26 protein-coding genes are annotated in these 25,976 nt (G+C 67.5%); 16 read left to right on the forward strand and 10 right to left on the reverse strand.

Going from position 1 to position 25,976, the window contains the following annotated elements:
- Position 1 precedes the first annotated feature (1 nt).
- The 3 genes from PLC66_RS08595 to PLC66_RS08605 are packed head-to-tail and all read left to right on the forward strand — an operon-like array spanning position 2 to position 3,643.
- Positions 2-1,165, forward strand: a complete 1,164-nt coding sequence (locus PLC66_RS08595) for an acetyl-CoA C-acetyltransferase (protein ID WP_324539373.1) — start codon at positions 2-4, stop codon at positions 1,163-1,165.
- Between the two features lie 14 nt (positions 1,166-1,179).
- Positions 1,180-2,055 carry an SDR family oxidoreductase gene (locus PLC66_RS08600; RefSeq protein WP_324539375.1) on the forward strand — a complete coding sequence of 292 codons (876 nt, stop codon included), beginning with the start codon at positions 1,180-1,182 and terminating at the stop codon, positions 2,053-2,055.
- Between the two features lies 1 nt (position 2,056).
- Positions 2,057-3,643 carry an amidase gene (locus tag PLC66_RS08605; RefSeq protein WP_324539377.1) on the forward strand — a complete coding sequence of 529 codons (1,587 nt, stop codon included), beginning with the start codon at positions 2,057-2,059 and terminating at the stop codon, positions 3,641-3,643.
- 10 nt (positions 3,644-3,653) lie between these two features.
- Here PLC66_RS08605 and PLC66_RS08610 read toward each other — a convergent pair whose 3' ends face one another.
- A complete protein-coding gene (locus PLC66_RS08610) occupies positions 3,654-3,944 on the reverse strand; it encodes a type II toxin-antitoxin system RelE/ParE family toxin (RefSeq protein WP_324539487.1) in 291 nt (96 codons plus the stop codon).
- The gene (locus PLC66_RS08615; protein ID WP_324539378.1) at positions 3,937-4,182 is read right to left on the reverse strand and encodes a type II toxin-antitoxin system ParD family antitoxin; all 246 of its coding nucleotides are present in this window, start codon (positions 4,180-4,182) and stop codon (positions 3,937-3,939) included. The genes PLC66_RS08610 and PLC66_RS08615 overlap by 8 nt, the downstream gene beginning before the upstream one ends.
- 177 nt (positions 4,183-4,359) lie before the next feature.
- Between PLC66_RS08615 and PLC66_RS08620 the strand changes: the two genes are divergently transcribed.
- The 4 genes from PLC66_RS08620 (at position 4,360) to PLC66_RS08635 (ending at position 5,897) form a co-directional block, all read left to right on the forward strand.
- Positions 4,360-4,602, forward strand: coding sequence for an AbrB/MazE/SpoVT family DNA-binding domain-containing protein (locus tag PLC66_RS08620; RefSeq protein ID WP_324539380.1), 243 nt, complete (start codon positions 4,360-4,362; stop codon positions 4,600-4,602).
- Entirely contained in the window at positions 4,583-5,005 is a 423-nt protein-coding gene (locus PLC66_RS08625) for a PIN domain-containing protein (protein WP_324539382.1), read from the forward strand. The genes PLC66_RS08620 and PLC66_RS08625 overlap by 20 nt, the downstream gene beginning before the upstream one ends.
- Before the next feature lie 173 nt (positions 5,006-5,178).
- Positions 5,179-5,406, forward strand: coding sequence for a DUF4160 domain-containing protein (locus PLC66_RS08630; protein WP_324539384.1), 228 nt, complete (start codon positions 5,179-5,181; stop codon positions 5,404-5,406).
- Positions 5,403-5,897: a DUF2442 domain-containing protein gene (locus PLC66_RS08635; protein ID WP_324539386.1), complete on the forward strand. Its 495-nt coding sequence runs from the start codon at positions 5,403-5,405 to the stop codon at positions 5,895-5,897. The genes PLC66_RS08630 and PLC66_RS08635 overlap by 4 nt, the downstream gene beginning before the upstream one ends.
- An 83-nt stretch (positions 5,898-5,980) precedes the next feature.
- Here the strand turns inward: PLC66_RS08635 and PLC66_RS08640 are convergent, their stop codons facing one another.
- The 5 genes from PLC66_RS08640 to PLC66_RS08660 all read right to left on the reverse strand — a co-directional run bounded on the left by PLC66_RS08640 (position 5,981) and on the right by PLC66_RS08660 (position 13,393).
- Positions 5,981-7,750 (reverse strand): restriction endonuclease subunit S, encoded by a 1,770-nt coding sequence (locus PLC66_RS08640; protein WP_324539388.1) that lies wholly within the window; start codon positions 7,748-7,750, stop codon positions 5,981-5,983.
- Positions 7,747-9,216, reverse strand: coding sequence for a type I restriction-modification system subunit M (locus PLC66_RS08645; RefSeq protein WP_324539389.1), 1,470 nt, complete (start codon positions 9,214-9,216; stop codon positions 7,747-7,749). Before PLC66_RS08645 ends, PLC66_RS08640 begins: the two co-directional genes overlap by 4 nt.
- A 166-nt stretch (positions 9,217-9,382) precedes the next feature.
- Entirely contained in the window at positions 9,383-11,728 is a 2,346-nt protein-coding gene (gene hsdR / locus PLC66_RS08650) for an EcoAI/FtnUII family type I restriction enzme subunit R (protein WP_324539391.1), read from the reverse strand.
- A gap of 119 nt (positions 11,729-11,847) precedes the next feature.
- Positions 11,848-13,143 carry a type II toxin-antitoxin system HipA family toxin gene (locus tag PLC66_RS08655; RefSeq protein ID WP_324539393.1) on the reverse strand — a complete coding sequence of 432 codons (1,296 nt, stop codon included), beginning with the start codon at positions 13,141-13,143 and terminating at the stop codon, positions 11,848-11,850.
- Positions 13,133-13,393: a helix-turn-helix transcriptional regulator gene (locus PLC66_RS08660; protein ID WP_324539395.1), complete on the reverse strand. Its 261-nt coding sequence runs from the start codon at positions 13,391-13,393 to the stop codon at positions 13,133-13,135. Before PLC66_RS08660 ends, PLC66_RS08655 begins: the two co-directional genes overlap by 11 nt.
- Before the next feature lie 222 nt (positions 13,394-13,615).
- Here PLC66_RS08660 and PLC66_RS08665 point away from each other — a divergent pair, with 222 nt between their 5' ends.
- The 7 genes from PLC66_RS08665 to PLC66_RS08695 are packed head-to-tail and all read left to right on the forward strand — an operon-like array spanning position 13,616 to position 20,150.
- Entirely contained in the window at positions 13,616-14,401 is a 786-nt protein-coding gene (locus tag PLC66_RS08665) for an SDR family oxidoreductase (protein WP_324539397.1), read from the forward strand.
- A gap of 16 nt (positions 14,402-14,417) precedes the next feature.
- Entirely contained in the window at positions 14,418-14,873 is a 456-nt protein-coding gene (locus tag PLC66_RS08670) for a MaoC family dehydratase (protein ID WP_324539399.1), read from the forward strand.
- A 22-nt stretch (positions 14,874-14,895) separates the two neighbouring features.
- Positions 14,896-16,098, forward strand: coding sequence for an acetyl-CoA C-acyltransferase (locus PLC66_RS08675; protein ID WP_324539401.1), 1,203 nt, complete (start codon positions 14,896-14,898; stop codon positions 16,096-16,098).
- A complete protein-coding gene (locus PLC66_RS08680) occupies positions 16,098-17,222 on the forward strand; it encodes an acyl-CoA dehydrogenase family protein (RefSeq protein WP_324539403.1) in 1,125 nt (374 codons plus the stop codon). The genes PLC66_RS08675 and PLC66_RS08680 overlap by 1 nt, the downstream gene beginning before the upstream one ends.
- A 24-nt stretch (positions 17,223-17,246) precedes the next feature.
- Complete coding sequence (locus tag PLC66_RS08685) at positions 17,247-18,404, forward strand: acyl-CoA dehydrogenase family protein (RefSeq protein WP_324539405.1); 1,158 nt, start codon at positions 17,247-17,249, stop codon at positions 18,402-18,404.
- A 55-nt stretch (positions 18,405-18,459) separates the two neighbouring features.
- Positions 18,460-19,476 (forward strand): NAD(P)H-dependent flavin oxidoreductase, encoded by a 1,017-nt coding sequence (locus PLC66_RS08690; RefSeq protein WP_324539407.1) that lies wholly within the window; start codon positions 18,460-18,462, stop codon positions 19,474-19,476.
- Positions 19,473-20,150 (forward strand): EthD domain-containing protein, encoded by a 678-nt coding sequence (locus tag PLC66_RS08695; protein ID WP_324539409.1) that lies wholly within the window; start codon positions 19,473-19,475, stop codon positions 20,148-20,150. Before PLC66_RS08690 ends, PLC66_RS08695 begins: the two co-directional genes overlap by 4 nt.
- A gap of 43 nt (positions 20,151-20,193) precedes the next feature.
- Here PLC66_RS08695 and PLC66_RS08700 read toward each other — a convergent pair whose 3' ends face one another.
- The 3 genes from PLC66_RS08700 to PLC66_RS08710 all read right to left on the reverse strand — a co-directional run bounded on the left by PLC66_RS08700 (position 20,194) and on the right by PLC66_RS08710 (position 24,028).
- Positions 20,194-21,087 (reverse strand): alpha/beta fold hydrolase, encoded by an 894-nt coding sequence (locus PLC66_RS08700; RefSeq protein ID WP_324539411.1) that lies wholly within the window; start codon positions 21,085-21,087, stop codon positions 20,194-20,196.
- Positions 21,088-21,192: 105 nt separating this feature from the next.
- Complete coding sequence (locus PLC66_RS08705) at positions 21,193-22,728, reverse strand: arylsulfatase (RefSeq protein WP_324539413.1); 1,536 nt, start codon at positions 22,726-22,728, stop codon at positions 21,193-21,195.
- A gap of 34 nt (positions 22,729-22,762) precedes the next feature.
- Positions 22,763-24,028 carry an anaerobic sulfatase maturase gene (locus PLC66_RS08710; RefSeq protein WP_324539415.1) on the reverse strand — a complete coding sequence of 422 codons (1,266 nt, stop codon included), beginning with the start codon at positions 24,026-24,028 and terminating at the stop codon, positions 22,763-22,765.
- Between the two features lie 202 nt (positions 24,029-24,230).
- On the opposite strand from PLC66_RS08710, the gene PLC66_RS08715 reads away from it, so the two are divergent.
- Together PLC66_RS08715 and PLC66_RS08720 are read left to right on the forward strand one after the other, a co-directional pair.
- Positions 24,231-24,938, forward strand: a complete 708-nt coding sequence (locus PLC66_RS08715; protein WP_324539417.1) for a TetR/AcrR family transcriptional regulator — start codon at positions 24,231-24,233, stop codon at positions 24,936-24,938.
- Between the two features lie 168 nt (positions 24,939-25,106).
- Positions 25,107-25,898, forward strand: coding sequence for an enoyl-CoA hydratase-related protein (locus PLC66_RS08720; protein ID WP_324539419.1), 792 nt, complete (start codon positions 25,107-25,109; stop codon positions 25,896-25,898).
- The last annotated feature ends 78 nt before the right edge of the window (positions 25,899-25,976 follow it).

The following is a 25,976-nucleotide window of genomic DNA, read 5'->3' on the forward strand; positions in this document are numbered from 1 at the left end:
GATGCGGGAAGCTTCCAATCAAGCCTACATTGTCGATGCCCTGCGCAGCCCCACCGGCAAGCGCAAGGGCGGTCTGTCCCACGTGCATGCGATCGACCTCGGTGCGCATGTCCTCAAGGCGCTGGTCGAGCGCAACGCCATTCCCGCCGACGAGTACGACGACGTGATCTTCGGCTGCGTCGACACCATCGGCTCGCAGGCGGGCGACATCGCGCGCACCGCGTGGCTGGCCGCCGGCCTGCCGCTGAACGTGCCCGGCACCACGGTGGACCGTCAGTGCGGCTCCTCGCAGCAGGCGGTGCACTTCGCCGCCCAGGCGGTGATGAGCGGCACCCAGGACGTGGTGGCGGTCGGCGGCGTGCAGACCATGACGCAGATCCCGATCTCGTCGGCCATGCTCGCCGGGCAGCCGCTCGGCTTTCCCGACCCGTTCTCGGGCAGCAAGGGCTGGAAGGCGCGCTTCGGCGACCAGCCGGTGAACCAGTTCTATTCCGCGCAGCGCATCGCCGACCACTGGCAGTGCAGCCGCCGCGACATGGAGGTCTATGCGCTCGAGAGCCACCGCCGCGCGCTGGCAGCGATCGCCGAGGGTCGTTTCGAGCGCGAAATCGTCGGCCTGGAGGGCGTGACGAGGGACGAGACGCCGCGCGTGTCCACGCTCGAGAAGATGGCCGAGTTGGAACCGGTCGGCCCCGAGTACCCGTCGATCACCGCCGCGGTGTCGAGCCAGACCTGCGACGCCTCCGCTGCGCTGCTGGTGGTGTCCGAGGCCGCGCTCAAGCGCTACAACCTGACCCCGCGCGCGCGCATCCACCACCTGTCGGTGATGGGCGACGACCCGATCTGGCACCTCACCGCGCCGATCCCCGCCACCCGCGCCGCGCTCAAGAAGGCCGGCATGCGCATGAGCGACATCGACGTGGTCGAGATCAACGAGGCCTTCGCCTCGGTGGTCATGGCCTGGCAGAAGGAACTCGACTACGACCCCGCGCGCATGAACCCCAACGGCGGCGCCATCGCCCTGGGCCACCCGCTCGGCGCCACCGGCGCCCGCCTGATGACCGCGCTGCTGCACGAGCTCGAGCGCAGTGGCGGCCGTTATGGCCTGCAGACCATGTGCGAAGGTGGCGGCCAGGCCAACGTGACCATCATTGAACGCTTGTAAGAGAAGGGATCGACATGGGTATTTGTGAAGGACGCACCGTCATCATCACCGGCGCCGGCGGCGGCCTGGGCCGCGCCTATGCGCTGGCCTTCGCGGCCGAGGGCGCCAACGTGGTGGTCAACGACATCCGCAAGGAAGCCGCCGACGCCGTCGTGGCCGAGATCACCGCGGCAGGCGGCAAGGCGATCGCCAACGCCGACGACATCACCCGCATCGACACCGCGCAGCAGATCGTCGACGCCGCCGTGGCGGCCTTCGGCGAGGTGCACGTCGTCGTCAACAACGCCGGCATCCTGCGCGACCGCATGTTCATCAGCCTGTCCGAGGACGACTGGGACCAGGTCATGCGGGTGCACCTGAAGGGCCACTTCTGCCTCGCCAACATCCTCGGGAAGCGCTGGCGCGACCAGGCCAAGGCCGGCAACAGGATCGCCGCGCGCATCATCAACACCAGCTCCGGCGCCGGCCTGCAGGGCTCGGTCGGGCAGTCCAACTATGCAGCGGCCAAGGGCGGCATCGCCGCGCTCACCCTGGTGCAGGCTGCCGAGCTGGCGCGCTACGGCGTCACCGCCAACGCGCTCGCCCCGGCCGCGCGCACCTCGATGACCGAGAGCGCGATGCCCGACGTGGTCAAGGCGCCCGAGAGCGGCTTCGACGCCTGGGCGGCGGAGAACGTGGCCCCGCTGGTGGTGTGGCTGGGCAGCGGACAGTCCTCGCACGTCACCGGCCAGGTGTTCGAGAGCCAGGGCGGTCGCATCTCGGTGTGCGACGGCTGGCGCACCGGTCCGCAGAAGGACAAGGGCGCGCGGCTGACGGTGCAGGAAGCCGGGGCCATGGTCGATGAACTGATGAAGCAGGCCGTGCCTGCGCAGAAGGTATGGGGAACCTGACATGAGCGAGCAGGCGGTGGAGCAGGGGCGTCGTGATTTCCTGAAGGCGGGTGCAGCGCTCGGTGGCGCGGCGGCTGTGGGTCTGAGTGGGGCCAAAGCGGCTGGTGCTGCGGGTACGGCTGCGGCGGCCACGCCTGCGGCTCTGCCACTGCCCGAGTACGAGCAGTGGGACGCGACCGAGATCGCGCTGCGCATCCGCCGCGGCGACGTCAAGCCGAGCGAGGTGCTCGAGGCGGCGATCGCCCGCGCCGAGGCCTACGCGGCGATCAACGCGGTCACCGTGCCGCACTTCGATCTCGCTCGCGAGGCTGCTCGCGCGCTCGACGCGGCCGGGCAGGCTGAGCGCGCGGCGCGCCCGGCCTTGTCCGGCGTGCCGTTCGCGCTCAAGGACCTCGGCATCGCCCTCAAGGGCACGGTCACCACCAACGGCTGCGCCTTCTTCCAGGACGCCGTCGCCGACCACGATTCCACCCTGGTGCAGCGCTACCAGGCGGCGGGCCTCAACATCTTCGCCAAGCTCGCCTCGCCCGAGTTCGGCCAGACCGCCTCCACCGAATCGCGCCTGTTCGGCGCCACCCGCAACCCCTGGGATCTGGAGCGCAGCTCCGGCGGTTCCTCGGGCGGCGCCTCGGCGGCGGTGGCCGCGGGCGTGCTGCCGGCGGCGCATGCGAGCGACGGCGGCGGCTCGATCCGCATCCCGGCCTCGCACTGCGGCCTGTTCGGCCTCAAGCCCAGCCGCGGCCTCATCCCGATGGGCCCGAAGTCACTCGAAGGCTGGCTCGGCCTGTCCGCGCACAACGTGATCAGCCGCAGCGTGCGCGATACCGCGCTGCTGATGCAGCTCAGCCAGGGCGCCGAGCCCGGCGCGCGCACCCTGCCGCCCACCGCAGACCTGCTCGCGGCGCTCGAGCAGGCACCGCGCGGACTCAGGATCGGCCTGTTCCAGGCCAACCTGTTCGGCGCCGGCGTGCACGCGGAGTGCATCGAGGCGTCCAACAAGGCGGCCACGCTGTGCACCAGCCTCGGCCACCACGTCGAGCCGATCGACCTGTCGGCACTGCCCTTCCTCGAGATGGCGGGCAGCATGGGCGTCGTCACCGCCAGCGGCATGCTCTACACCGTACAGGCGCGCGAGAAGGCCATCGGCCGCGAGGCGCGCGAGGACGAGTTCGAGCCGATCGACTGGCAAAGCATGCAGAAGGCGAAGACCTACACCGCGCAGCAGGTCTTTGCCGCGCGCACGGTGTTCGATCGGGGTGGCCGCGTGTTCGATGAGCTGTTCTCGCGCTACGACCTGATCCTGTCGCCGACCACGGCCGCGCTGCCGCCCAAGCTCGGCGAGCTCTCGCTCGACCAGCCCTTCGAGAACTTCGCGCGCCGGGCGGTGCTGGCCTCGGCCTTCACCTCGATGTTCAACATGACCGGCCTGCCGGCGATGTCGGTGCCGCTGCACTGGAGCGCGGAAGGCCTGCCGATCGGCGTGCAGTTCGCCGCGCCCTATGGTGGCGAGGCGCGCCTGATCGCACTGGCCGCGCAGCTCGAGAAGGCCGCGCCGTGGGCAGACCGCCGGCCGCCGGCGCTGGCTTGATTGATCGCAGTCAGAGGTGGCGGCCGGTGTCCATGCGCTCATGCAGTACGCGCATCACAACGGTCACCCCCTGATCGATGCAGAAATAGACCCAGTGGTGTTCTACCCGCCAGCGCCGGTAGCCCTTGCGGATATGTTCGCAAGCCGGCGCGGAGAGGGGCTCCCGGGCAAACTGTTCGAAGGCTGCGTTGAGGAGATCGAGGTATCGCTCTGCCTGCGCAGCGCTCCATCGCCGCGCTGTGTAGCGCCAGATGTCTTCCAGATCTCGAACCGCGGCTGGCGAGAGTTGGAACTCAGCGATGCTCGGCGTTCATGCGTGCTTTGAAGGCCTCAAGATCAAAGGGCTGTGCGGGTCCGCTGTTCTCGCCCTCGATCAGAGCAGCACGGATCGCTTCGGTTTGCGCCGTGCCCGCCTGCTCGCGACGAATCAGGTCGCGGATGTACTCGCTGTCGTTGGTGTAATGCCCCGCCTCGATCTGCGCTTTGATCCAGCGATCCTGCTGGTCGGTCAAGGTGATGGTCTTGCGTACGACGGACATGATGATCTCCTGGAGAAAGCGACTTTAATCATACTATCGGTGCAGAGCTTGTCTATATTGATGTTGGGTTGCTTGTCACCACGGTGTACCCAAGTGGCGGACTCGACTATTCCGAGCTGGCGGCAGAGCAGGTTGGATATACTCGTTTTGTCGCGTATATCTTATTGAGGTGCAACCATGCATGTCGCCAAATGGGGCAATTCGCTCGCCGTCCGCCTGCCTGCGGCGGTGGTTCAGGCCCTGGATCTGAAGGAAGGGGAAGAGATCGAGCTGCATGTCGCTGGCGAGCGCTCTCTCGAGGTCGCGCGCAAGACGCCGCCACAGGAACTGGTGGCCCGCCTGCGCCGCCTTCGTGGCAGGCTTCCTGCGGACTTCCGCTTCGACCGCCTCGAGGCCAACGATGCCGACCGCGAGCGCTGAACCAACCCGCCGGGTATTTCTCGACACCAACGTTGTGCTCTACCTGCTGTCCGCCGACGAGCGCAAGGCGAACATGGCCGAAGCGCTGCTGGCACAGGGTGGCCTGGTCAGCGTGCAGGTACTGACCGAGGCCGCGTCGGTCTGCCTGCGCAAGCTCAACCTGCCCTGGCCCGAGGTCCGCGAACTGCTCGACGCAGTGAAAGCCTGCTGCGAGGTGCTCCCGCTCACGCTTCCCGTCCATGAACGCGCGCTGTATCTCGCGGAGCGGTATCGGCTATCGCTTTACGACGCGCTGATCTGCGCGGCGGCTCAGAGCGCCGGTGCCGAAGTGCTTTACACCGAGGACTTGCAGGACGGTCTGGTGCTCGATGGCCTGACCGTCCGCAATCCTTGCAATGGTTGATGCCCTGTTGCCTGATTCTTTGCGGAGACCTTCCTGGCTCTGCGCGGGCGGATCGCCTATTCGGCAGTCTGCTCATCGAAGCGGATGATGTGGGCCTGGCTGGGCCTCTCCGCGGATGACAAACCGAAGCAGCGGCGTTGAAGTGGAGCAATCAGTGCACTACACTCCGATGCATGCCGATCCTGCAACGCTTCAACGACGTACGTGTTCTGATGTACCTGAGCGACCATCCCCCGCCCCATGTGCACGTGAAGCTGCGTGACGGCAGGGAGTGCACCGTTGATATCGACGACGGCGTAATCAAGGGCCGGGTGTCCGAACGCGAAATACGTGAAGCGCTGGCCTGGATCGAAACGAACCGGGATTTCCTGTTCGACGAATGGCGGAGGAACAACCCGTGAGCGATTACTTTTTCCCGAAGCTGACAGCCGTTGTGGCGCTGGCACCCTACCGCCTGCGCACCACCTGGAGCACGGGTGAAGTGCTGGAGGTCGATGTGGGCGAAATCCTGCGCGAGGTCCCAGCGCTCGCACCCATCCTCGAACCCGAGGTGTTTGCGCGTGCGCATATCGCCGAGTGGGGCGGCGGCATCGAGTGGTTCGATACCGAGTTTGGCGAGGACAACGTCTATGCGTGGGCCAAGGAGCAGGCCGGTGAAGTCAGTCATGAAATGTTCGGCGACTGGATGCACCGTAACGATCTGTCGCTGACCACGGCGGCCGAGGCGCTCGGCATCAGCCGCCGCATGGTGAGCTACTACCGCACCGCGCACAAAGCCATTCCGCGTTCCATCTGGCTGGCCTGCCTCGGTTGGGAAGTCACTCGACCGACGACGAAGACACTGCCGCGTACCTTGCCGACGGTACGCGAGTACGCTGCCGCGCGTGCTTGAGCCTGAAGGCCTCATCGCCTGATCTGGACGCGAACGGTGGTCAGTCTTCGATATCTCGAACCGCTGCTGGAGAGCGTTCAAACTCAGTCGTGCTCCGCCTTCATGCGTGCTTTGAAGGCTGCCAGGTCAAAGGGCTGCTGCGGTCCGCTGTTCTCGCCCTCGCGCAGCGCAGCGCCGATCGGGGTCGTCACTTCGGCGATCAGGGCCTCAGCCAGATGCGCCTGCTTGGTCTGGGCTGCGGTGAGGCGGGCCTTGAGGCTGGCGGTCATTGCCTGCAGCTTTTCGACCTGGGCGACGATGCGGGATTGTTCGGCGAGCGGGGGAAGCGCAAAGCGATATGAGAAGAGCTTCTCTGACTCCAGTTTGCACGTCCCATGCGTTGATCGATCGACCAATGCCAGGATGTCGGACTTGAAACCCCGCATTGCCAAAGCGAGATAGCTGCTTAGCGATTCCGCATAGGGCGTGAGCGATTTCATGTCCTGATTGATGGTTACCTCCGTCTGCGTAACGCCAACAGGAAACGAGTGCGCAAGAATCATCCCGCGTACAACGACCAATATGCTGTTTGGTGGAACCAGCGGAAGGCGCGTTTCCTCTAGCGCAGCAGGCGACACGTGGTCAATCGCATCGGCGATCAGGGCAACCTTCATGTCCTTTGGACTCACCCACGGAATCGAACCGTCCCAGTAGCGACCTATGTTCTTGCTGGGTGTTGAACCCCCGCCGATCTGGCATAGCTCCGGAATCGTGACCCACACCCATCCCTCCGGCAGCTCATAGGGCTTTTCGTCGTCGCTGACCGGCAGCAATTGCTTGTCGCGCTTGATCCTCCCTTCCTTGATCAGTCGGTCCTTCTCGGCGCGGATCTTCTTGAGCAGCTCGCTGGCGGGCTCGTCGTTCGGGTCTTGCGGGACGAGTTTGCCGCGCACGGCGAGCTGGAGCAGGGTGGCGTCGAGGCGGTCGATGGATTCGGGCGTGGTGAAAAGGGTGTCGAAATGCGCGGCGAGGTGCTGCCAGTGGCGGCGGAATTCGTCGGCGTCGGCGGATTCGGCGAGTTGGTCGAGCGCGGCCTCGACCCAGTGCCCCTGCACCCGCGCGGCGTGGCCTTGCTCGGCTTCGAGCCGGTCGCACAGGGCCATGAGTTCCTCGACCTTGGCGACGATGCGGGATTGTTCGGCAAGTGGGGGGAGAGGCGCGAGCGTCTTCTCCATGCTGTCCTTCGTCATGTGCAACATGGAGACGCCATGCCCGCCAGCTTTCAGCTCTTGCGTTCTCTCATGCAAGAACGTGTAGAGATACTGCTTGTTCAGGTCTGCCGGACTGTGAAGGTTCAGCTTCCAGATGTGGTAGTGGTAAATCGCTTTCGGACCAGACCAGATGAAGGGGCCGAACGAGGCAGACCAGGCGAACAGCAGATCACCCTCCTCGCAATATTTGTCGTCTTCAAGTGTCAGGTCGGAGTAGTACCAATGGGATGACGTAAACAAATTCCCCACGCGGAGAACGGGGGTGCCAGCTTCGAGTAGTTCGTGCTGTTTGTAGGCTCGTCCATTCAGCACGGTAACGAGGTCGGCAAGGCGCACCCACTCCCAACCCACGGGGAGTTGGTAGGGTTTTTCATCCTCAAAAATGTCGGGTAGCGGCTTGTTCCGCTTGATCCTCCCTTCCTTGATCAGCCGATCTTTCTCCGCACGAATCCGCTTCAGCAGCTCGCCCGCCGGCTCGTCGTTTGGGTCCTGCGGCATCAGGCTGCCACGCACGGCGAGGCTCAGGATCAGTTCGCGCAGCCTGGCGACACCGCCCGCGCTGGTGGCGAGCAGGTCGAAGTTCTCCAGCAGCGCTGCGCTCATGCCTGCCCCTCGAGCGCGGCGGCGAGGATGGCCTTGAGTTCGTCGCGCGTGGTCTGGATCTGGGCCTGCAGCGCGGTGTACTGCGCAAGCAGTTCCTGCGGGTCGTGGCTGTCTTCCTCGGGGTGGTGCGGGTTCTTGATGTCGAGGTTGAAGTTGCGCGCGCGCAGCTCGTCGATGCTGACCTTCCAGGCGAACTCGGTCTCGACGCGGGCGGCGAAGCCATCTTCTTCCGTGCCCCACCAGGCTTTCTCGGCAGCGAATTCCTCGATGCGGATGGGCTTGGTCTTGGAGTAGCTCTTGTAGCCGGCGGGGTAGGGGTGCTCGTAGTACCAGACGTGCTCGGTGGGCCGGCCCTTGGTGAAGAACAGCAGGTTGGTCTTGATGCCGGTGTAGGGCGCGAACACGCCGTTGGGCAGGCGCACGATGGTGTGCAGGTTGCACTCGGTGAGCAGGCGCTCCTTGATGCGGGTCTTCACGCCTTCGCCGAACAAGGTACCGTCGGGCAGCACCACCGCCGCGCGGCCGCCGTCCTTGAGCAGGTGCATGATCAGCACCAGGAAGAGGTCGGCGGTTTCCTTGGTGCGGATGTCGGCGGGGAAGTTGGCCTCGATGCCGGGTTCCTCGGTGCCACCGAAGGGCGGGTTGGTGAGGATGACGTCGACGCGGTCGGCCGGGCGGTAGTCGCGCAGCGGGCGCGACAGGGTGTTGTCGTGGCGGATCTGGCTGGGCACTTCGATGCCGTGCAGTAGCATGTTGGTGACGCACAGCAGGTGCGGGAGCTGCTTCTTCTCGACGCCCGACACCGCGCGTTGCCAGGTGTGGCGATCCTCGACCGTGCGGATCTGGTCGCGCAGGTGCTCGAGCGTGCAGGCGAGGAAGCCGCCGGTGCCGCAGGCGGGGTCGAGCATGCGCTCGCCGAGTCGGGGATTGACCTGGTCGACCATGAACTGGGTGACCGCGCGCGGGGTGTAGAACTCGCCCGCGTTGCCAGCGCTCTGCAGGTCCTTGAGGATCTTTTCGTAGAGGTCGTTGAAGAGGTGGCGCTCGGCCTGGTCGTTGAAGTCGATCTCGTTGATCTTGTTGATGACCTGGCGCAGCAGCTGGCCGGACTTCATGTAGTTGTAGGCGTCCTCGAACACCGACTGCACGACGTAGCCGCGCGGGTTGCGCGCGGGGTCGGCGGCGAGGCCTTTCATGCCGGGGAAGAGTTCGGTGTTGATGAAATCCTGCAGATCGTCGCCGGTGATGCCTTCGGCGTCCGCCGCCCAGTTGCGCCAGCGCAGCGGCTCGGGGATGGGCGAGCGGTAGCGGTCGTGCATCAGCTCGAGCTCGGTCTCCTGGTCGTCGAAGATCTTGAGGAAGAGCAGCCAGCTGAGCTGCGACAGGCGTTGGGCGTCGCCGTCGACGCCGGCGTCTTGCCGCATGATGTCCTGGATGGATTTGATGAGGGTGGTGCTGATTGCCATGGTGCCTTTGGTTGCTTGAGGTGCTGCGGCGGGTCGTCCGCGTCCTTTGCCGGCGATTTTGCCGGTTTTCTTGCCGGCTACGTCACTTCCGGAAGCCTTGTCCGTACTGGGATGCCGGCACGATCTGACGTCTGAACTCCCGATTTCTTGCCGGTTGTTCTGCCGGTTAGTTTGCCGGCTGCTGGTACAGCCCGCGCTCTAGCTCGCGGATGGCGCCGAGGTAAGCGGGCTTGCCGCCGAAGGCCTTGATGATCTGGGAGACGGAGCCGAGCGCATCGAAGGGCTGGAGCTGCAGCACTTCCATGCTTTCCACCTCGGTGATGCCGGCGTCGGCGTACTTGTCGAGCAGCAGCTCCAGCACCTTGCGCGCGGTGCCTTCGTAGCGGGTGAAGTAATCGCGCTTGCGGACGTTGTCGGCGCGCTCGCGGCGGGTGAGTGGCTTGCGGCCGAAGGCGATGTGGCAGACGAGGTCGAAGGGGTCGAGCGCCTTGCCGGTCTCCTTGGCAAGCTCCTCGAAGAGGATGCCCTGGTTTTCCAGTTCGGCGATGACGGCAGCCTTGCGGTCGGCGTCGTTCCAGGTCTTGAGGAAATCGTCGAGCGAGGCGAAGCGCTTGCCGATCTGGATGCGGGTGTAGTCGCGCAGCGATTCGGTGATGAGGCGGCCGTCGGTGCCGTAGTACTGCACGCGCTCGTTCACCACATAGACCGGCACGTCCTTGATGACGTACTTGATGCGTTCGCCGCCAGTCGTGGGAGCTTCGGGAAGCTCGCCGGGCTGGCCCCGAGTCTCCTGGTCCGGTGGCGGCGGGTCCTCCGGCGGCACAACGGGCTCATCGCCACTCGGGTTGTAGATGACCGCCGGCTCGCCATCGAAGGCCGGGTCGGCAAACAGTTCGGTCGCGCGCTTGAAGTCGAGGATGGAGAACCAGAGCTTGCCGTACTCCTCGTCGATGCGGGTGCCGCGGCCGATGATCTGCTTGAACTCGGTCATCGAGTTGATGGTGCGATCGAGCACGACGAGCTTGCAGGTCTTGGCGTCGACGCCGGTGGTCATGAGCCGGCTGGTGGTGGCGATGACCGGGTACGGCTTTTCGGGGTCGATGAAGTTGTCGAGCTCGAGCTTGCCCTCGAGGTTGTCGCCGGTGATCTGCATCACGTACTTGGGGTTGCGGCTGGCGAGGTCGGCGTTGGCGTTGATCAGCGCCTGGCGCATGCGCGCGGCGTGGTCGATGTCCTCGCAGAACACGACGGTCTTGGCCATGCGGTCCGTGCCGCGGAGGAATTCGCTGATGCGCCGGGCGACGGCCTCGTCGCGCTGGGTGAGCACCAGCGTGCGGTTCATGTCGCCCTGGTTGTAGATGCGGTCCTCGACGAGCTGGCCCCTGGAATCGAGCTTGCCGGCCTGCGGTCGCCAGCCGAGGTCCTTGTCGAGATCGACGCGGATGACCTTGTAGGGGGCGAGAAAGCCGTCCTCGATGCCCTGCTTGAGCGAGTAGGTGTAGACCGGCTCGCCGAAGTAGCTGATGTTGGAGACCTCTTCGGTTTCCTTGGGCGTGGCGGTGAGCCCGAGATGCACGGCGCCGCTGAAGTAGTCGAGCACCGCGCGCCAGGCGGAGTCCTCGGCCGCGCTGCCGCGGTGGCATTCGTCGATGACGACGAGGTCGAAGAAATCCGGGCTGAACTGGCGGTAGATGTTCTTCTCTTCCTCGCTGCCGGTGACGGCCTGATAGAGCGAGAGGTAGATCTCGTAGGACTTGTCGATCGAGCGGTTCTCGATCTTGGTCATCGCGCCGCCGAAGGGCTTGAAGTCGTTGCTCTTGGTCTGGTCGACGAGGATGTTGCGGTCGGCGAGGAAGAGGATGCGGCTGTTGGGGTGCGACTTCCAGAACCGCCAGATGATCTGGAAGGCGGTGTACGTCTTGCCGGTGCCGGTCGCCATGACGAGCAGGACGCGGTCCTGCCCCTTGGCGATGGCCTCGATGGCGCGGTTGACCGCTGTCGTCTGGTAGTAGCGCGGCTGCTTGCCGGTGTTGTGGTAGTCCTGCGCGTAGACCGGGGCGATATCGGCGCCGATGCCTTTCCAGGCCAGATAGCGCTGCCACAGCACCTCGGGAGACGGGAAGTCGCTCAGCGCGATCTCGGTTTCGAGGGCGCCATCGGTGCGCGTCCTGTCGTGGAAGACGAAGCCGTCACCGTTGCTGGAGAAGGCGAAGGGCACGTCGAGCATCGTCGCGTAGTCCAGCGCCTGCTGGATGCCGTCGCGCATCGAGTGGTTGTTGTCCTTGGCTTCAACGACGGCGAGCGGCAGACCCGGCTTGTAGTAGAGGACGTAGTCCGCGCGCCGGATGCTGTTCTTGTCGCGCCTCCCGGTCTGCCCGCGCACAACGACGCGGCCGTCGGTGAGCCGGACTTCCTCGCGCACCTGCAGCTCGGTGTTCCACTGCGCCGCAGCGATCGCCGGGGTGATGTACTGGGTGCAGATGTCGCGTTCGGACAGCGTCTTCTTGGTCATGAGCCCGGAATGATCTGGCGTTGAGCTTGGCGGGGATGATGACAGCAACAAGCGCGCAGAGGCAAAGGTGACGGGGGCGTTGCAGGGATGGCGGGTGTAACCCGCCTTCGTTCGTCCGCTTACTGCGGGGACGCGGGGCTGTCGCCCTCGCGCGAGGCGGGTGCGCTCAGCTTGCGGAGCGTCAGCGCGCAGCGTTGTTCGATCAAGGCGACGATTCTTTCAACGACGCCGTTCCCGGCAAAACCATTCGCGCGGTCGGACTGGAGCGCACGCGCGGCGCGGGGCAGCGAGTTCGTCAGTTCCAGGATGCGCCGCCGCGCCTGTGCCTTGGCAAGACCGGCGCCCTCGGCGAACTGGTCCCAGTGCCGGGCCTCGACTTCGCTGAACTTGTACTTGCTGCCGATCTTCATCGCCATCTTGGGCGTCAAGGTCGGATAGACGGCGGTGGAGAGCGCGTCGTAGAGCGGGGCCAGGACCGGTGCCCTGCCGGAGTAGAGCAGGGAGAAGTTCTTGGCGTGCGCGTCGTGATTGCCGATGAGCGCGTTGAAGATGACGTAATCGAACAGGCGCAGCACCTGTGGCGCGCTCGGGCGCGTCGCACGGCGTACCAGATCGAAGCATTGCGCCAGATCCGGCCCGCCCTCGTTCTGGTACTTCATCTCGGGCACCACGCCGAGTGCCTGGCAGAAGTCTTCCTGGTGGAGGCGTCGCCGGCGCCCCTGTGGATCCAGCACACGGTCGTAGCGTTCGACCAGCAGGAAGGGGCGATGCAATACGGCATGGACGCTCGCCTTCGCCGGCTCGAGCTGCAGGGCCTCTGCCAGCGCCATGCAGAATCCTTCGTTGACCACGCTGTCCTCGACGGCGGGGATGGCCGGTTTGAGGATGTGCGAGCTCGGGCTACCGTTGAGGGGGAGGCCGAGGCGAGTGCCGTCGAAGACCACCGGCAGCTTGTCCTGGGCGCCCGCCAGCGAGAGCCGCAAGCCGTCCTTGCCCGCCAGCATCGGGCGACGAGGCAGCTCGTCCAGTACGGCGACGACTTCCTCCTCACTCAGCCATTGAACGTCGTCGGCCTGCGCGGGCGCCGGGAGACTCTGCCCGGGTGCCAGGAAGGTCACGGCGCCGGCACATTCGCCGCCGATGTGGTCGAGCAGGGCGAAGTCGTTCTGGCCCGAGACCTGGAACTGCCGCGCGATCAGGCGACGCATCTGTCCTTCCGGCAGCAGGCCGGCAAAGAAGGGGCGCGTCGCACGATCGTCGAACGGCTCGGCCCGCAGGGGCAGCGAGTGCGACAGGGCGACAGCGGTTGACCGCGACAGCCAGCCGGGGGCGTAGCAAAAGCCGAGGCGCCCATCGACCAGCGCGAGCGTGCCGACGTGGTCGGAGAACAGCCAGACCTCCAGCTCATGCGTCATGGCCGCTGCCCTCGGTGGCGTGATCGGCTTCTAATGCGGGCAAACCGTCCAATTGGAGCTCTCCCCCCAGCGCATCGATCACCCGCAGGACGTTCTCCAGCCTTACGGTCGGCTTGCCCGCTTCGAGGTCGACGATGAAGCGCACGCCCACGCCCGCGGCCAGCGCCAGCTGAGGCTGGGTCAGGCCGAGTTGCTTGCGGGCGGCACGCAGGGCGTCGCCGAGTTGCTGGGGGGAGCGGATGGATGTCATGGCTTTCCTCGGATTTCCCGTTCGGGAAATTATGGACTGGGCTTCTGCTTTGCGCCAGCGATATTTCCCGATCGGGAAACATAGGCTCAGAGAGCCGCATCAGGAGGGAGAGATTTACCGATCGGGAATCCGCCACTGCTGTGGCCCCGTCCGTTTTGACGATGCCGGGCTAGCCCGACCCCCCTATAAATGACGGCGTATCCACCCTTCGAGGTTCACGCCGTGAGAGAAGCGCCTTCCTATGTCCCCGGTCACCAGCTGCTCGCTGGCAAGTCCGTCCTGATCACCGCCGCCGCCGGAGCCGGCATCGGCTTTGCCGCCGCGCGCAAGTGCGCCGAAGAAGGCTGCCGCGCGCTGATGATCTCCGACATCCATCCGCGCCGCCTGGAAGAGGCGGTCGCCAAGCTCAAGGCCGACACCGGGCTGCAGCACGTCTGGGGCCAGCTGTGCAACGTCACCAATGAAGAAGGGGTGCAGGCCCTGGTCGCCGCGGCCGAGGACAAGCTCGGCGGCGTCGACGTGCTGATCAACAACGCCGGCCTGGGTGGCGAGAAGCGCGTCACCGAGATGACGGATGACGAGTGGAGCCGGGTGCTCGACATCACGCTCACCGGCACCTTCCGCATGACGCGCGCGATGCTCCCGCACATGGAAAAGCGCGGTCGCGGCGCGATTGTGAACAACGCCTCGGTGCTGGGCTGGCGCGCGCAGAAGGGCCAGGCCCACTACGCCGCCGCCAAGGCCGGCGTGATGGCGCTGACGCGCTGCTCGGCGGTCGAGGCGGCCGAGCACGGCGTGCGCATCAACGCGGTGTCGCCGTCGATCGCGCTGCACGAGTTCCTGAAGAAGGCCTCGAGCGAGGAGCTGCTCGCCCAACTCGCCAGCCGCGAGGCCTTCGGCCGTGCCGCCGAGGTGTGGGAAGTGGCCAACGTGATGGTCTTCCTCGCCAGCGACTACGCCTCGTACATGACGGGCGAAGTGCTCTCCGTCAGCTCGCAGCACGCTTGAGGGCGCGGCGATGACCATGGTTTTCTCCAGCGCCGAGCAGCTGGTCGCGGCCGAGGGCCAGGACCTGGGCACGACCGACTGGGTCGCGCTCGACCAGGACCGCATCAACCAGTTTGCGGATGCCACCGACGACCACCAGTGGATCCACGTCGACCCTGTGCGCGCCAAGGACGGCCCGTTCGGCGCCTGCATCGCGCACGGCTACCTGACGCTGGCGCTCGCCAGCCTGTTCCTGCCGCAGCTGATCCGCGCCGACAAGCTGAAGATGGGCGTGAACGTCGGCTGCGACCGCGTGCGCTTTCCGGCGCCGGTCAAGGCCGGCGCGCGCATCCGCGGCCGCGGCGAGATCCTCAAGGTCGAGCGCGTTAAGGACGCGGTGCAATCCACCGTGCGCGTGACCATCGAGATCGAGGGCAGCGAGCGCCCGGGCTGCGTGGTCGACACCATCAGCCGCTACACCTTCAACGATTGAATTCCCGAGAGAGAGCATCGCCATGACCGAAGCCGTCATCGTTTCCACCGCCCGTACCGCGCTCACCAAGTCCTTCCGCGGCTCCTTCAACGATACCGAGGCGCCGGTGCTGGGCGGCCATGTGGTGCGCGCCGTCGTCGAGCGTGCCGGCATCGAGCCCGCCGCGGTCGAGGACGTGATCATGGGCGCCGCCGTGCAGCAGGGCACCCAGGCCTACAACATCGGCCGCCTGTGCGCCTACACCGGCGGCCTGCCGGACACCGTGCCGGGCATGGCGCTCGACCGCATGTGCGCCTCGGGTCTGATGACGATTGGTGTCGCCGCCAAGAACATCCTGGCCGGCGAGATGAAGATCGCGGTGGCCGGCGGCGTCGAGTCGCTGTCGCTGACCCAGACTAAGCACAAGAACACCTACCGCGCGCAGTCCGAGGCGGTGAAGGCGATCGTGCCCGCGGCCTACATCCCGATGCTGGAGACGGCCGAGATCGTGTCGGCGCGCTACGGCATCTCGCGTGCGGCGCAAGACGAATTCTCGCTGCAGAGCCAGCAGCGCACTGCCGCCGCTCAGGCCGCCGGCCTGTTCGACGCCGAGATCGTGCCGCTGGCGGCGCGCAAGATCGTGTTCGACAAGGAAGGCAAGCCCGCCGGCTTTGAAGACGTGATCGCCACCCGCGACGAGTGCAACCGCGCCTCGACCACGCTGGCGGATCTCGCCAAGCTGAATCCGGTGGTCAAGGACGGCCAGTGGGTGAAGCAGGGCGAATTCGTCACCGCCGGCAACGCCTCGCAGCTGTCGGATGGCGCCTCGGCTGCGCTGCTGATGAGCCGCGACGAGGCCGAGCGCCGTGGCATCGCGCCGCTGGGCGTGTATCGCGGCATCGCGGTGGCCGGCTGCGCGCCGGAGGAGATGGGTATCGGCCCGGTGTTCGCCATCCCCAAGCTGCTCGAGCGCTTCAACCTCAAGGTCAGCGACATCGGCCTGTGGGAGATCAACGAGGCCTTCGCCTGCCAGGTGCTGTACAGCCGCGACAAGCTCGGCATCCCCAACGACCGCCTCAACGTCAACGGCGGCGCGATCGCCATCGGCCACCCCTTCGGCATGTCGGGCGCGCGTATGGTCGGCCACGCGCTGCTCGAGGGTCGTCGCCGGGGCGTGCGCTACGTGGTGGTGTCGATGTGCATCGGCGGCGGCATGGGCGCGGCGGGCCTGTTCGAGGTGCTGTGATGAACCTCTCCGACGAGCAACGTGCGCTGCAGGAGACGGCGGCCGACTTTCTCGCCGCCCATACCAATGCGCGCAAGGAAGCGGATGCCGACGCCGAGCTGTGGTCGCGCATCGTCGAACTCGGCTGGGCGGCGGTACAGGTGCCGGAAGAGCTCGACGGCCTCGGCCTGGGGCCGGTCGAGCTCGCGCTGCTGATGGAGGAGATGGGCTGGCGCCTGGCACGCACGCCCTTCCTGGCCAACGTGGTGCTGGCGCAGACCGCGCTGCTGCAGGCCGGCACGGCCGAGGCGCAGCAACGCGCGCTGGCCGCGCTGGCCTATGGCGAGCGCACCGCCACGCTGATCCTCGGTCCGGGCCTGGACGCCGCGTCGGCGTCGTTGACCGTCAAGGCGCGTCGCGACGGCGAGGGCTGGGTGCTGGCCGGCGAGGCCGCGCAGGTGCTCGACGACGGGCTGCTGACCCACGCCTACGTGGCGGCTCGCATCGAGGAGGCGCCGGGCGTGGCGCTGTTCGAGCTGGCGGTGGACGCCGCCGGCCTATCGCGCACGCCGCTGGAGGTGTGGGACCTGACCCGTCCGCAGGCGCGCTGGCGCTTCGATGAAGTCCGGCTGACGGCCGATGCGCGCGTCGATGACCCGACGCGGGTGCTGGCCGGCCTTGCGCGCACGCGCGTGCTGGCGGCGCTGCAGGTGGCGGCCGAGCAGGTCGGCGGTGCGGCGCAGTGCCTGCAGCTCGCGGTCGATTACACCAAGGAGCGCGTGCAGTTCGGCAAGGCGGTGGCGAGCTTCCAGGCGGTCAAGCACCGCGCGGCCGAGATGATGGTGCGCATGGAAACCGCGCGCTCCACCGTGCTCGGCGTGGCGGCCCGGGTTACGCAGGGCGCGCAGGGGAACGGACTCGACGACGCCGCGCTGGCCGCCGAGGTCGCCGCCGCGCGCGTGCAGGCCACCGAGGCCTATCGCTACTGCGCGCAGGAAGCCATCCAGCTCCACGGCGGAGTCGGCTTCACCTGGGAATACGATCCGCAGATGCACTTCAAGCGCGCGCAGTGGGCGAGCCAGTGGTTCGGCCCCACCCGCGACTGGCGCGAGGCGCTTGCCGCCCATCTGCTCGACGCCGCCTGACAGGACCGACAAGGACCGATGAGCATGAACGAACAGCAATTTCGCCAGGAGGTCGCCGACTGGATGGCGACCCACCTGGTTGGCCGCTTCGCCTGCCTGAAGCACCGCGGCGGCCCGGGCGACGAGGAAGCCTTCCCGGCGCTGCGCAAGGAATGGGAACAGGAACTGGCCGCCGGCGGCTGGGTCGGCCTGGGCTGGCCCAAGGCGCACGGCGGGCGCGACCTGCCGCTGGCGCTGCAGCTCGCCTTCCACGAGGAATACGTGCGCGCCGGTGGTCCGGGCCGCATCGGCCACATCGGCGAGACGCTGATGGCGCCGACGCTGATCGCGCTCGGCACCCCCGCACAGCAGGCGCGCTTCCTGCCGGGCATCCGTGAAGGGCGTGAGTACTGGGCGCAGGGCTACTCCGAGCCGGGCGCCGGCTCCGACCTCGCTGCCATCACCACCCGCTGCTGGCAGGACGAGGACGGCCGCTGGCGACTGCAGGGGCAGAAGGTGTGGACCTCGCTCGCGCACGAATCCGAATGGATCTTCGTGGTCGCGCGCAGCACGCCGGGCTCGGTGGGGCGCGAGGGGCTGTCCTTCCTGCTGGTGCCGCTCGACCAGCCGGGCATCGAGATCCACCCGATCCGCCAGATGACCGGCGAGGCCGAGTTCAACTCGGTGTTCTTCGACGGCGCGGTGACCGAGGCCGACTGCATCGTCGGCAAGCCGGGCGAGGGCTGGAAGGTGGCGATGGCGCTGCTCGGCTTCGAGCGCGGCGTGTCCACACTCGGCCAGCAGATGCACTTCATCCACGAGCTGCAGCTGGTGATCGACGTGGCGCGCGCCAACGGCGCCGCGCGCGACCCGGCGATCCGCCAGCGCATCGCCGACGCCTGGGTGGGCCTGCAGGGCCTGCGCTACAACGGCCTGCGCATGCTGGAAGAAGACACCGGCTCGACCAAGGTCCGGCCCGAGGCGCTGATCTACAAGTACGCGTGGTCGAACTGGCACCGCGAACTGGGCCAGCTGGCGATGGACGTGATCGGCGTGGCGGGCGATGTGCGCTCGGACGACGACGCGCTGCGCCGCCTGCAGCAGGTGTTCTTTTTCTCGCGCGCCGACACCATCTACGCCGGCACCAACGAGATCCAGCTCAACATCATCGCCGAGCGCGGGCTGGGCATGCCGCGCGGCTGAGCCGGCCGCGCCGGGCGGCGCTCGCGCTGCCCGGCCTTTCCATGGAGGTGAGGGGATGCCCATTCCCGAGATGTTTCGCGGGCGGCTCGCGCTGCCGCTGATCGGCTCGCCGATGTTCCTCGCCAGCGGCCAGGAGTTGGTGCTGGCGCAGTGCAGGGCGGGTGTCGCGGGCAGCTTCCCGACGCTCAACGCGCGCACGCCCGAGCTGCTCGATCAGTGGCTGACGCGCATCGCGGCCGAACTTGCGCAGTGGGACCTCGAGCATCCGGATCGTCCGGCGGCGCCCTTCGGTGCCAACCTGATCCTGCACAGATCCAACCGGCGGCGCGAGGCCGACCTCGAGTGCGTGGTCAGGCACCGCGTGCCCTTCGTGATCACCTCGGTGGGCCGCCCCGATGCGGTGGTCGAGCGCGTGCACGACTACGGCGGGCTGGTGTTCCACGACGTCATCAACGTCGAGCACGCGCGCAAGGCCGCGGCCAGCGGCGTCGACGGACTGATCCTGGTGTGCGCCGGGGCGGGCGGCCACGGCGGCACGCTGTCGCCCTTCGCCCTGGTGGCCGAGGTGCGCGCGTTCTGGGACGGCCCGCTGGTGCTCGCCGGCGCCTTGTCCAGCGGGCGCGCGCTGCGCGCGGCCGAGGTCATGGGTGCCGACCTGGGCTACATGGGTACGCGCTTCATCGCCACCCGCGAGGCTGCGGCCGACGCCGGCCACAAGGACATGATCGTGCGCGACGGCGCGGCAGACATCGTCTACACCCCGGTGTTCAGCGGCATCTGGGCCAACTACCTGAAGAACAGCGTGCGCGCGGCGGGGATCGACCCCGACGGGCTAGCGGGCAGCCAGGACGGCGGCAAGGACGACCTTTTTGCCAGTCTCGACAGCAAGCCCAAGGCCTGGAAGGAGGTGTGGTCGGCCGGACAGGGCATCGGCAGCATCCACGACGTGCCCTCGGTGGCGGAGCTGGTGGCGCGCATGAAGCGCGAATACACCGAGGCCGCCGCGCAACCGGCCGCATTTGCCGAATCCGCCGGGATATCGGCAGCAGCGTCGGCCGGAGCCTCGGCATGACCATGCAGTGGAAGATGATCTACCTCGCACGGCGTAATCCCGCGCTGGCGCCCGAGGAATTCCCCCTGGCCTGGCGCGAGCACTCGGCGCTTGGCCGCGAATGCCGCAACGTGCAGGACAAGGTCAAGGCGGTGCGCCAGTGCTCGCGCGTGCTCGACCGCCCTGGTGTGCCGAACGGCGCCAGCCTCGACTACGACGGCGTCAACCTGCTGTCGCTGCGCGACCGCCAGGCTGCCGACGACATCTGGAACGACGAGGAGACGCTGCGCATCATGCGGCCCGACGAGCCGCGGGTGTTCTCGACCTACGTGCGCGACTTCACCCTGGTCGCACGCGAGCAGGTGCTGGTCGACGGCGCCGAGACCGGCGTGTGTCTGGTGCTGTTTCTGCGCGCGCGGCCGGGACAGCGCTTGCAGGCGCGTGATCTCGCCGGCGCCCCCGCCGCGCCGTGGTCGGCTGCGACGCGCTTGGTCTGGAACGAGGTGGCGGGCGAGCGACCGCCTGGCTACGACTACGACGCGATCGTCGAGGCCTGGTATGAATCGGTCGATGCCGTGGCCGCAGCGTTTGCCGGCCCGCCGGTTTGGCACTGGCTGCCGCCGGCCTTGGCGGACGCCGTCGACACCGCCAGATCGGTGTGCATGCTGACGCGGATCACGCACCGGCGGCCCTGAGCGCAGGTCCGCCAAAGGGGCCGCGGACCGCGCGGCACGGGCATCATTGTTTCCCGCGCGGGTCCAGGTAGCGCAGGATGTGTGAGGCCACCGCTTCGGGCTGCTCCGGCAGCAGGGCGTGGCCGGCGTTGGCGATGACATGGCGGGTCGCCCGCGCGCCGAGCTGCGCCGCAAGCTTCTCCGAGTCCGCGGGCGCGGCGGCGGTGTCGTCGGCCGGCTGCAGGATCAGCATCGGAGCCGAGCCACCGTGGCTCCAGCTCGAATAGGCTTGCGCGGTGGTCGCGCGTGTCTGGTGCAGTGCCGCGAGCGGATACCAGCCGGTGACCCAGGACGCGGGCACCGTCTCGCCCGCGAAGAAGGCGAGCGCGATCGCCGCCTCCCGCGCCTCGCCATCGAAACCGAACACGGCCTTGCGGATCGCCGCGTTGATCTCGGGCGGTGGCGGCTTTCCGCCCCCCGCGGCCAGCAGGACGAGCTTGCGCACTCGTTCCGGGTGGTGGACGGCAAACACCCGGGCCACCCGGTTCCCGTACGCGTGGCCGATCACCGCGCGCGCAGTGGCGACGCCCTCGGCGTCGAGCACGGCGGCGACGTCGGCGGCGTAGTCGGCCAGGCTCACGTCCAGGATGCCGAACGCCGACCCCTCGATGCCCCGCGGCTGAACCGCCAGGCTGCGATAGCCGGCATCCGCCAGTGCCTGGGCCAGGCGGTTGAAGTCGGCGGCCGAGCGGGCGAAGCTGGGCAACAGCACCACCGCGTCCCCCTGCCCGAGGCGGTGATAGACCAGGTCGCCACCCGGGCCGGTGATCACGACCCGCTCGCCGGCGGCGGGTTCCGCCGAGCGGTCCTGCAGGATCGCCCCCAGGCCTGCAAGCAGCAGCATCAGGATGACGAGGGTGAAGATCGCGCTACGTTTCAGGAGAAGCTTGGTATTCATCATGCGGACGCCTGGGATTCCATTTTCGAGGGGAGGGATGGCGAGGGGACGGGCCTTGCGCAGGCTGCCCGCGCAGGCGTGCGAAGGCAGCGTGCGCGGCGTCGCTCATTGCCCTCCCATCCGCAGGGAACCTCCCTTCTGCCGCGGCGGGCATGCCTGGAAGCTGGCCATGTGGGCGCCGGCGGCGTCCGCGACCTGGCCGCCGAAACCGATGCCCATCTTCATGGCGAGATCGTTGCTCTTCTGTCCGCCATGCCGCTCGTAGGGATCCATGCGCAGGTTGAACACCAGCGAGCTCGGCGTGTGGCTGTCGAAGAAGCCCTCGCGGGTCTGGAAGTGGCTCTTCCACGCGCCGATGCGGATCGCCGTGTACTTGCTCTCGTCGTAGTAGTGGACCACGTTGCGCGCCGAGGGGGCGTCGCCCGTCCAGTGCGTCAGGTTGTCGACACCGTCGATGCAGACGCCGTCACGCTCCTTGAGCTTGGCCGCGACCTTGTCATGGCCGGCGGCGCTGGCCAGCGTGGTGAACATGTCCTCATGGGTCTGGATGCCGTTCGAGACCTTGCCGGCGGGGATCTTCGCCGGCCAGCGCACCAGCATCGGCACGCGCACGCCGCCTTCCCAGGTCGTGGCCTTTTCGCCGCGGAAGGGCGTTGCGCCGGCGTCGGGCCACCAGGCGACCATCGCGCCGTTGTCGGTGGTGTAGACCACGATCGTGTCGTCGGCGATCTTCAGCGTGTCGAGCAGGTCGAGCAGCTGGCCGACGTGGCCGTCATGCTCGATGAGCCCGCTGCCGTAGATGTCGAACTCGCTGGAGAGGTCGCTGGCGAGGTGACGCGACTCGGGCTTCAGGTGCGTGTAGATGTGCATCCGGGTCGTGTTCAGCCAGGCGAAGAAGGGCTCGCCCGCCTGCGTGGATTGGGTGATGAAGCGCTTGGTGCGCTCCAGGAACTCTTCGTCCACGGTTTCCATGCGCTCGGTGGTGAGCGGGCCGGTGTCGCGCACCTTCTGCTTGCCGACCTTGCCGAAACGGGGATCGACGGTCGCGTCGTCCTCCTTGCTCGCCACGCTGTCGATCACGCCGCGCGGCCGGTAGCGGGCATTGAAGCCGGGATCCTTGCCCCACATGCGCAGTTCCGGCTCTTCCTCGGCATTGAGGTGGTAGAGGTTGCCGTAGAACTCGTCGAAACCGTGCACCGTGGGCAGGTGCTCGTTGCGGTCGCCGAGGTGGTTCTTGCCGAACTGCCCGGTGCGATAGCCCAGCTCCTTGAGCAGCTCGGCCAGCGTCGGATCGCGCGCGTCGAGCCCGATCGGCGAGCCGGGGAGGCCGACCGTGGTCAGGCCGGTGCGGATCGGCAGCTGGCCGGTGATGAAGGCGGCGCGCCCGGCGGTCGAGCTCGGGTGGGCGTAATGATCGGTGAACAGGATGCCTTCGCGCCCGATGCGATCGATGTTGGGGGTGGGCACCATCATCCCGTGGCTATAGAGGCCGACGTTCGAGTAGCCGATGTCGTCGCCCATGATCACGAGGATGTTCGGCCGCTTGGGCGCCTGCGATTGTGCCTGCGCCTGCGCGGCGCCGAAGCCGGCGATGGCGGCGGCGAGGGCCAGGCGTTGCCAGCGGCGTTGGGGGTGTTTCATGAGGTCTCCTCTCTCGGGTTGGGGTCCTGGGGGCTTACCGACCAAGGCGGCGCCGGATGGCGGGAATGTCCCTGCGGACCTGTTGATAGAAGTGGGCGAGGCCTTCGCACAGGTAGTTGAGGCCGGTCTCGCCGTCGGGCGCACGCAGCAGCCGGTTCTTCGGGCATTCGCCCCAGCACAGCTGCAGGTGCAGGCAGCGCCGGCAGTGGCCGGGCAGGCTGTCATGCTTGGCGAGGCCGAAGCGGACCTGCTTGTCGGCGAAGGCGAGGTCGCCCTGGTGGACCTCGCGGATGTTGCCGAGACGGTATTCCGGGTAGACGAAGTGGTCGCAGGCATAGAGCTCGCCGTCGTGCTCCAGCGCCATGGCCTTGCCGCACACCGGCGCGCTGGTGCACATCTGAGCGGGCAGGCCGAGCGACTGCGCCACCGCGGTCTCGAACACGTTGATGTGCAGGCGGCCGAAGTCCTGCGCCAGCCATTCCGCCCACACGGCACACAGGAAGTCGCCATAGTCGCGGGCATCGACCGACCATTCGGTGACGATGGACAGCGGGTGATCGGGTCGCGTGCGCGGGGTGCCGAGCAGCGGCATGTCGGCCGGCCTGGCGAGGCCGGGCGCACGTAGCTTGAAGTCGCGCGTCTCGACGCAGGGCGTGAACTGGATGCGGAAGCTACCCGGGATCGCGCGCAGGTTGCGATAGACCTCGAGCGGTGCCCGTGCCACGTCGCGATTCACCACGCACAGCAGGGAGAAGGGCACCTCGGCCGCCGCCAGCCGGGCGGCGGCGGCGAGCACGCGCGCGTAGGTGGGTTCGCCGCCCTTGGTCGGGCGATAGCGGTCGTGCAGTTCGGGCGTGCCGTCCACGCTGAGGCCGACGACGAAGCCGTGCGCCTTCAGGAAGGCGACCCACTCGTCGTCGAGCAGCAGGCCGTTGGTCTGCAGGTCGTTCTCGATACGCTGGCCGGGCTTGCGATGGCGCGCCTGAAGTTCGACCACGCGGCGGAAGAAGTCCAGCCCCATCACCGTGGGCTCGCCGCCCTGCCAGGAGAACACCACCTCGTCCCCGGTCTGGGCCTCGATGTACTGGCGGATGTGGGCTTCCAGCAGCCCCTCGTCCATGCGCGCGTTGCGGCCGTGCTGCAGCAGGTCGGTCTTGTGCAGGTAGAAGCAGTACGGACAGTCGAGGTTGCACAGCGCGCCGGCCGGCTTGACCATCACGTGGTAGCGGTAGTGGCGCCCGGGTGGCAGGGGCGGCAGCGTGCAGCGCGGCGTGGCGGTCATGGGGTCGGCGTGGCTCACATCTCCCTCCATCCTTGTTAGAGTGCCCTTTTCGTCCGGCCCGCCGATGCGGGACGTGGCGGCACATGGGATGCAGTATAGGTAGGGGGAGCGGAGGTCGGAATTCGCATTCCCCGTCGCCGCTCCATATTGATAAATAGCTGTTTAAAAAAGGACTTTAGCCTCTTGCATGGCTGAGTCCGGAACCGTCTTCGTATTGCATATGGCACCTGGAAAGCCCGTCCACCCCGATCACTCACGCAAGGGGCGCGTCCCCGCACCGCGCAAGCTGCCTTCCCAGTCGCGCTCGCGCTCGCTCGTCTCGGCGCTGATCGAGGCCTGCATACGCGTGCTGGAGGAGGAGGGCAGCGAGGCGCTTACGGTCAACCGTCTGGCCGAGGTGTCGGGCGTCGCGGTCGGCTCCTTCTATCAGTACTTCCCGAATATCGAGGCCCTGCTCGGCCAGACCTTCGAGCATGTGCTGCGCGAGGAGGCCGCCGTGTCGGTGCCCGCGCTGCGCGCCTCGGTCGCCGGCCTGCCGCTCGAAGGGGCGCTGCGCGAGATCCTGCAGAACATGGTCAGAACCGAACTGCGCCTGCACCGGCTGCACGCCGAGTTCCACCTCAAGTACCACCCGGAGCTGCAGATGGGCATGCGTATCGGGCCTTATGCGAGCTCGCGCGAGTTCGTTGACGACGCCTGGCGGCCCTTCGTCACGCTCTACGCGCCCGAGCTCGAACCCGAACGCGCCGACATGGCGGCCTACATGCTGTGCATGGCGATGCGCTCGGTCATCCGGGCTGCATTGGAGGATGCGCCCGAGCGCGTCGGCCAGGCTGCCTTCCTCGATTGCCTGCTCGCCATGGCGCTCGGGATGCTCGACCCCCGCCTGCCCACCCGCGAACAACAGGACAGGGCTGGCGAAACGTGACAGACGGGCCTGCCGAGCGCCGCGTACGCTTTTTTCTTTCGCCTTTTCAATAGCTTGCTATCCATGTTCGGTTCCGCTTAATGCGAATCGGGATGGCGGGAGGGGCTCCCTATACTTGAGGCGTCCCGGCGACAGCGTGTGCGCCGGATGTAATAGGAGCTGCGTCCCGTGAGCAAGGTCTTGACCCGAATCGACGGCCATGTGCTGACCGTCACCATCAACCGGCCAGAGGCGATGAACGCGCTCGACCCGGAAACCCAGGCGCTGATGTCCGAGGCCTTCGATGCCTTCGCGGCCGATGACGAACTCTGGATCGCCGTCGTGCGTGGCGCGGGCGGGCGGGCGTTCTCGGCCGGCGGCGACATCCGTGCGATGCGCACCGCGCTCGAAGGCGGCGCCCCCTACACGATCCCCGCCACCGGCTACGGCGGCCTCACCAGCCGTTTCGACCTCGACAAGCCGGTCATCGCCGCGGTCGAGGGCATCGCCATGGGCGGTGGCTTCGAGGTGGCGATGGCTTGCGACCTGGTGCTCGCTACCCGCAGTTCGAGCTTCGCGCTGCCCGAGCCGCGCATCGGCGCCGTCGCCTACGCCGGCGGCATGCACCGCCTGCCGCGCCAGATCGGCATGAAGCGGGCGATGGAGCTGCTGCTGACGGCGCGCAGCATCGACGCTGCGCAGGCGGCAGAGTGGGGGCTGGTGAACGAGGTGGTGGACGACGGCACCCTGGACGCCGCCATCGCGCGCTGGTGCGAGCTGCTGTGCGCCAACGCGCCGCTGGCGCTGCGCGCGACCAAGGCCGCGGTGCGCGACGGCCTGGCGCTGCCGCTCGACGAGGCGATCCGCCGCCAGGATGCAGGCGGCTACCCGGCCATCGAGGCGATGCGGGGCAGCCGCGACGTGGTCGAGGGCATCATGGCCTTCAACCAGAAGCGCGCAGCGGTGTGGGAAGGGCGCTGAGGCGGCGGACCGCCCAGCGCGCCCCCTGCGGTGGCCCCTCAGGCCGATCCTTCGGCATCAACCCGGATGAACCTTTCC

The organism is Thauera sp. (genome assembly GCF_035444905.1).
In the GTDB taxonomy this organism is placed as follows: Bacteria; Pseudomonadota; Gammaproteobacteria; order Burkholderiales; family Rhodocyclaceae; genus Thauera.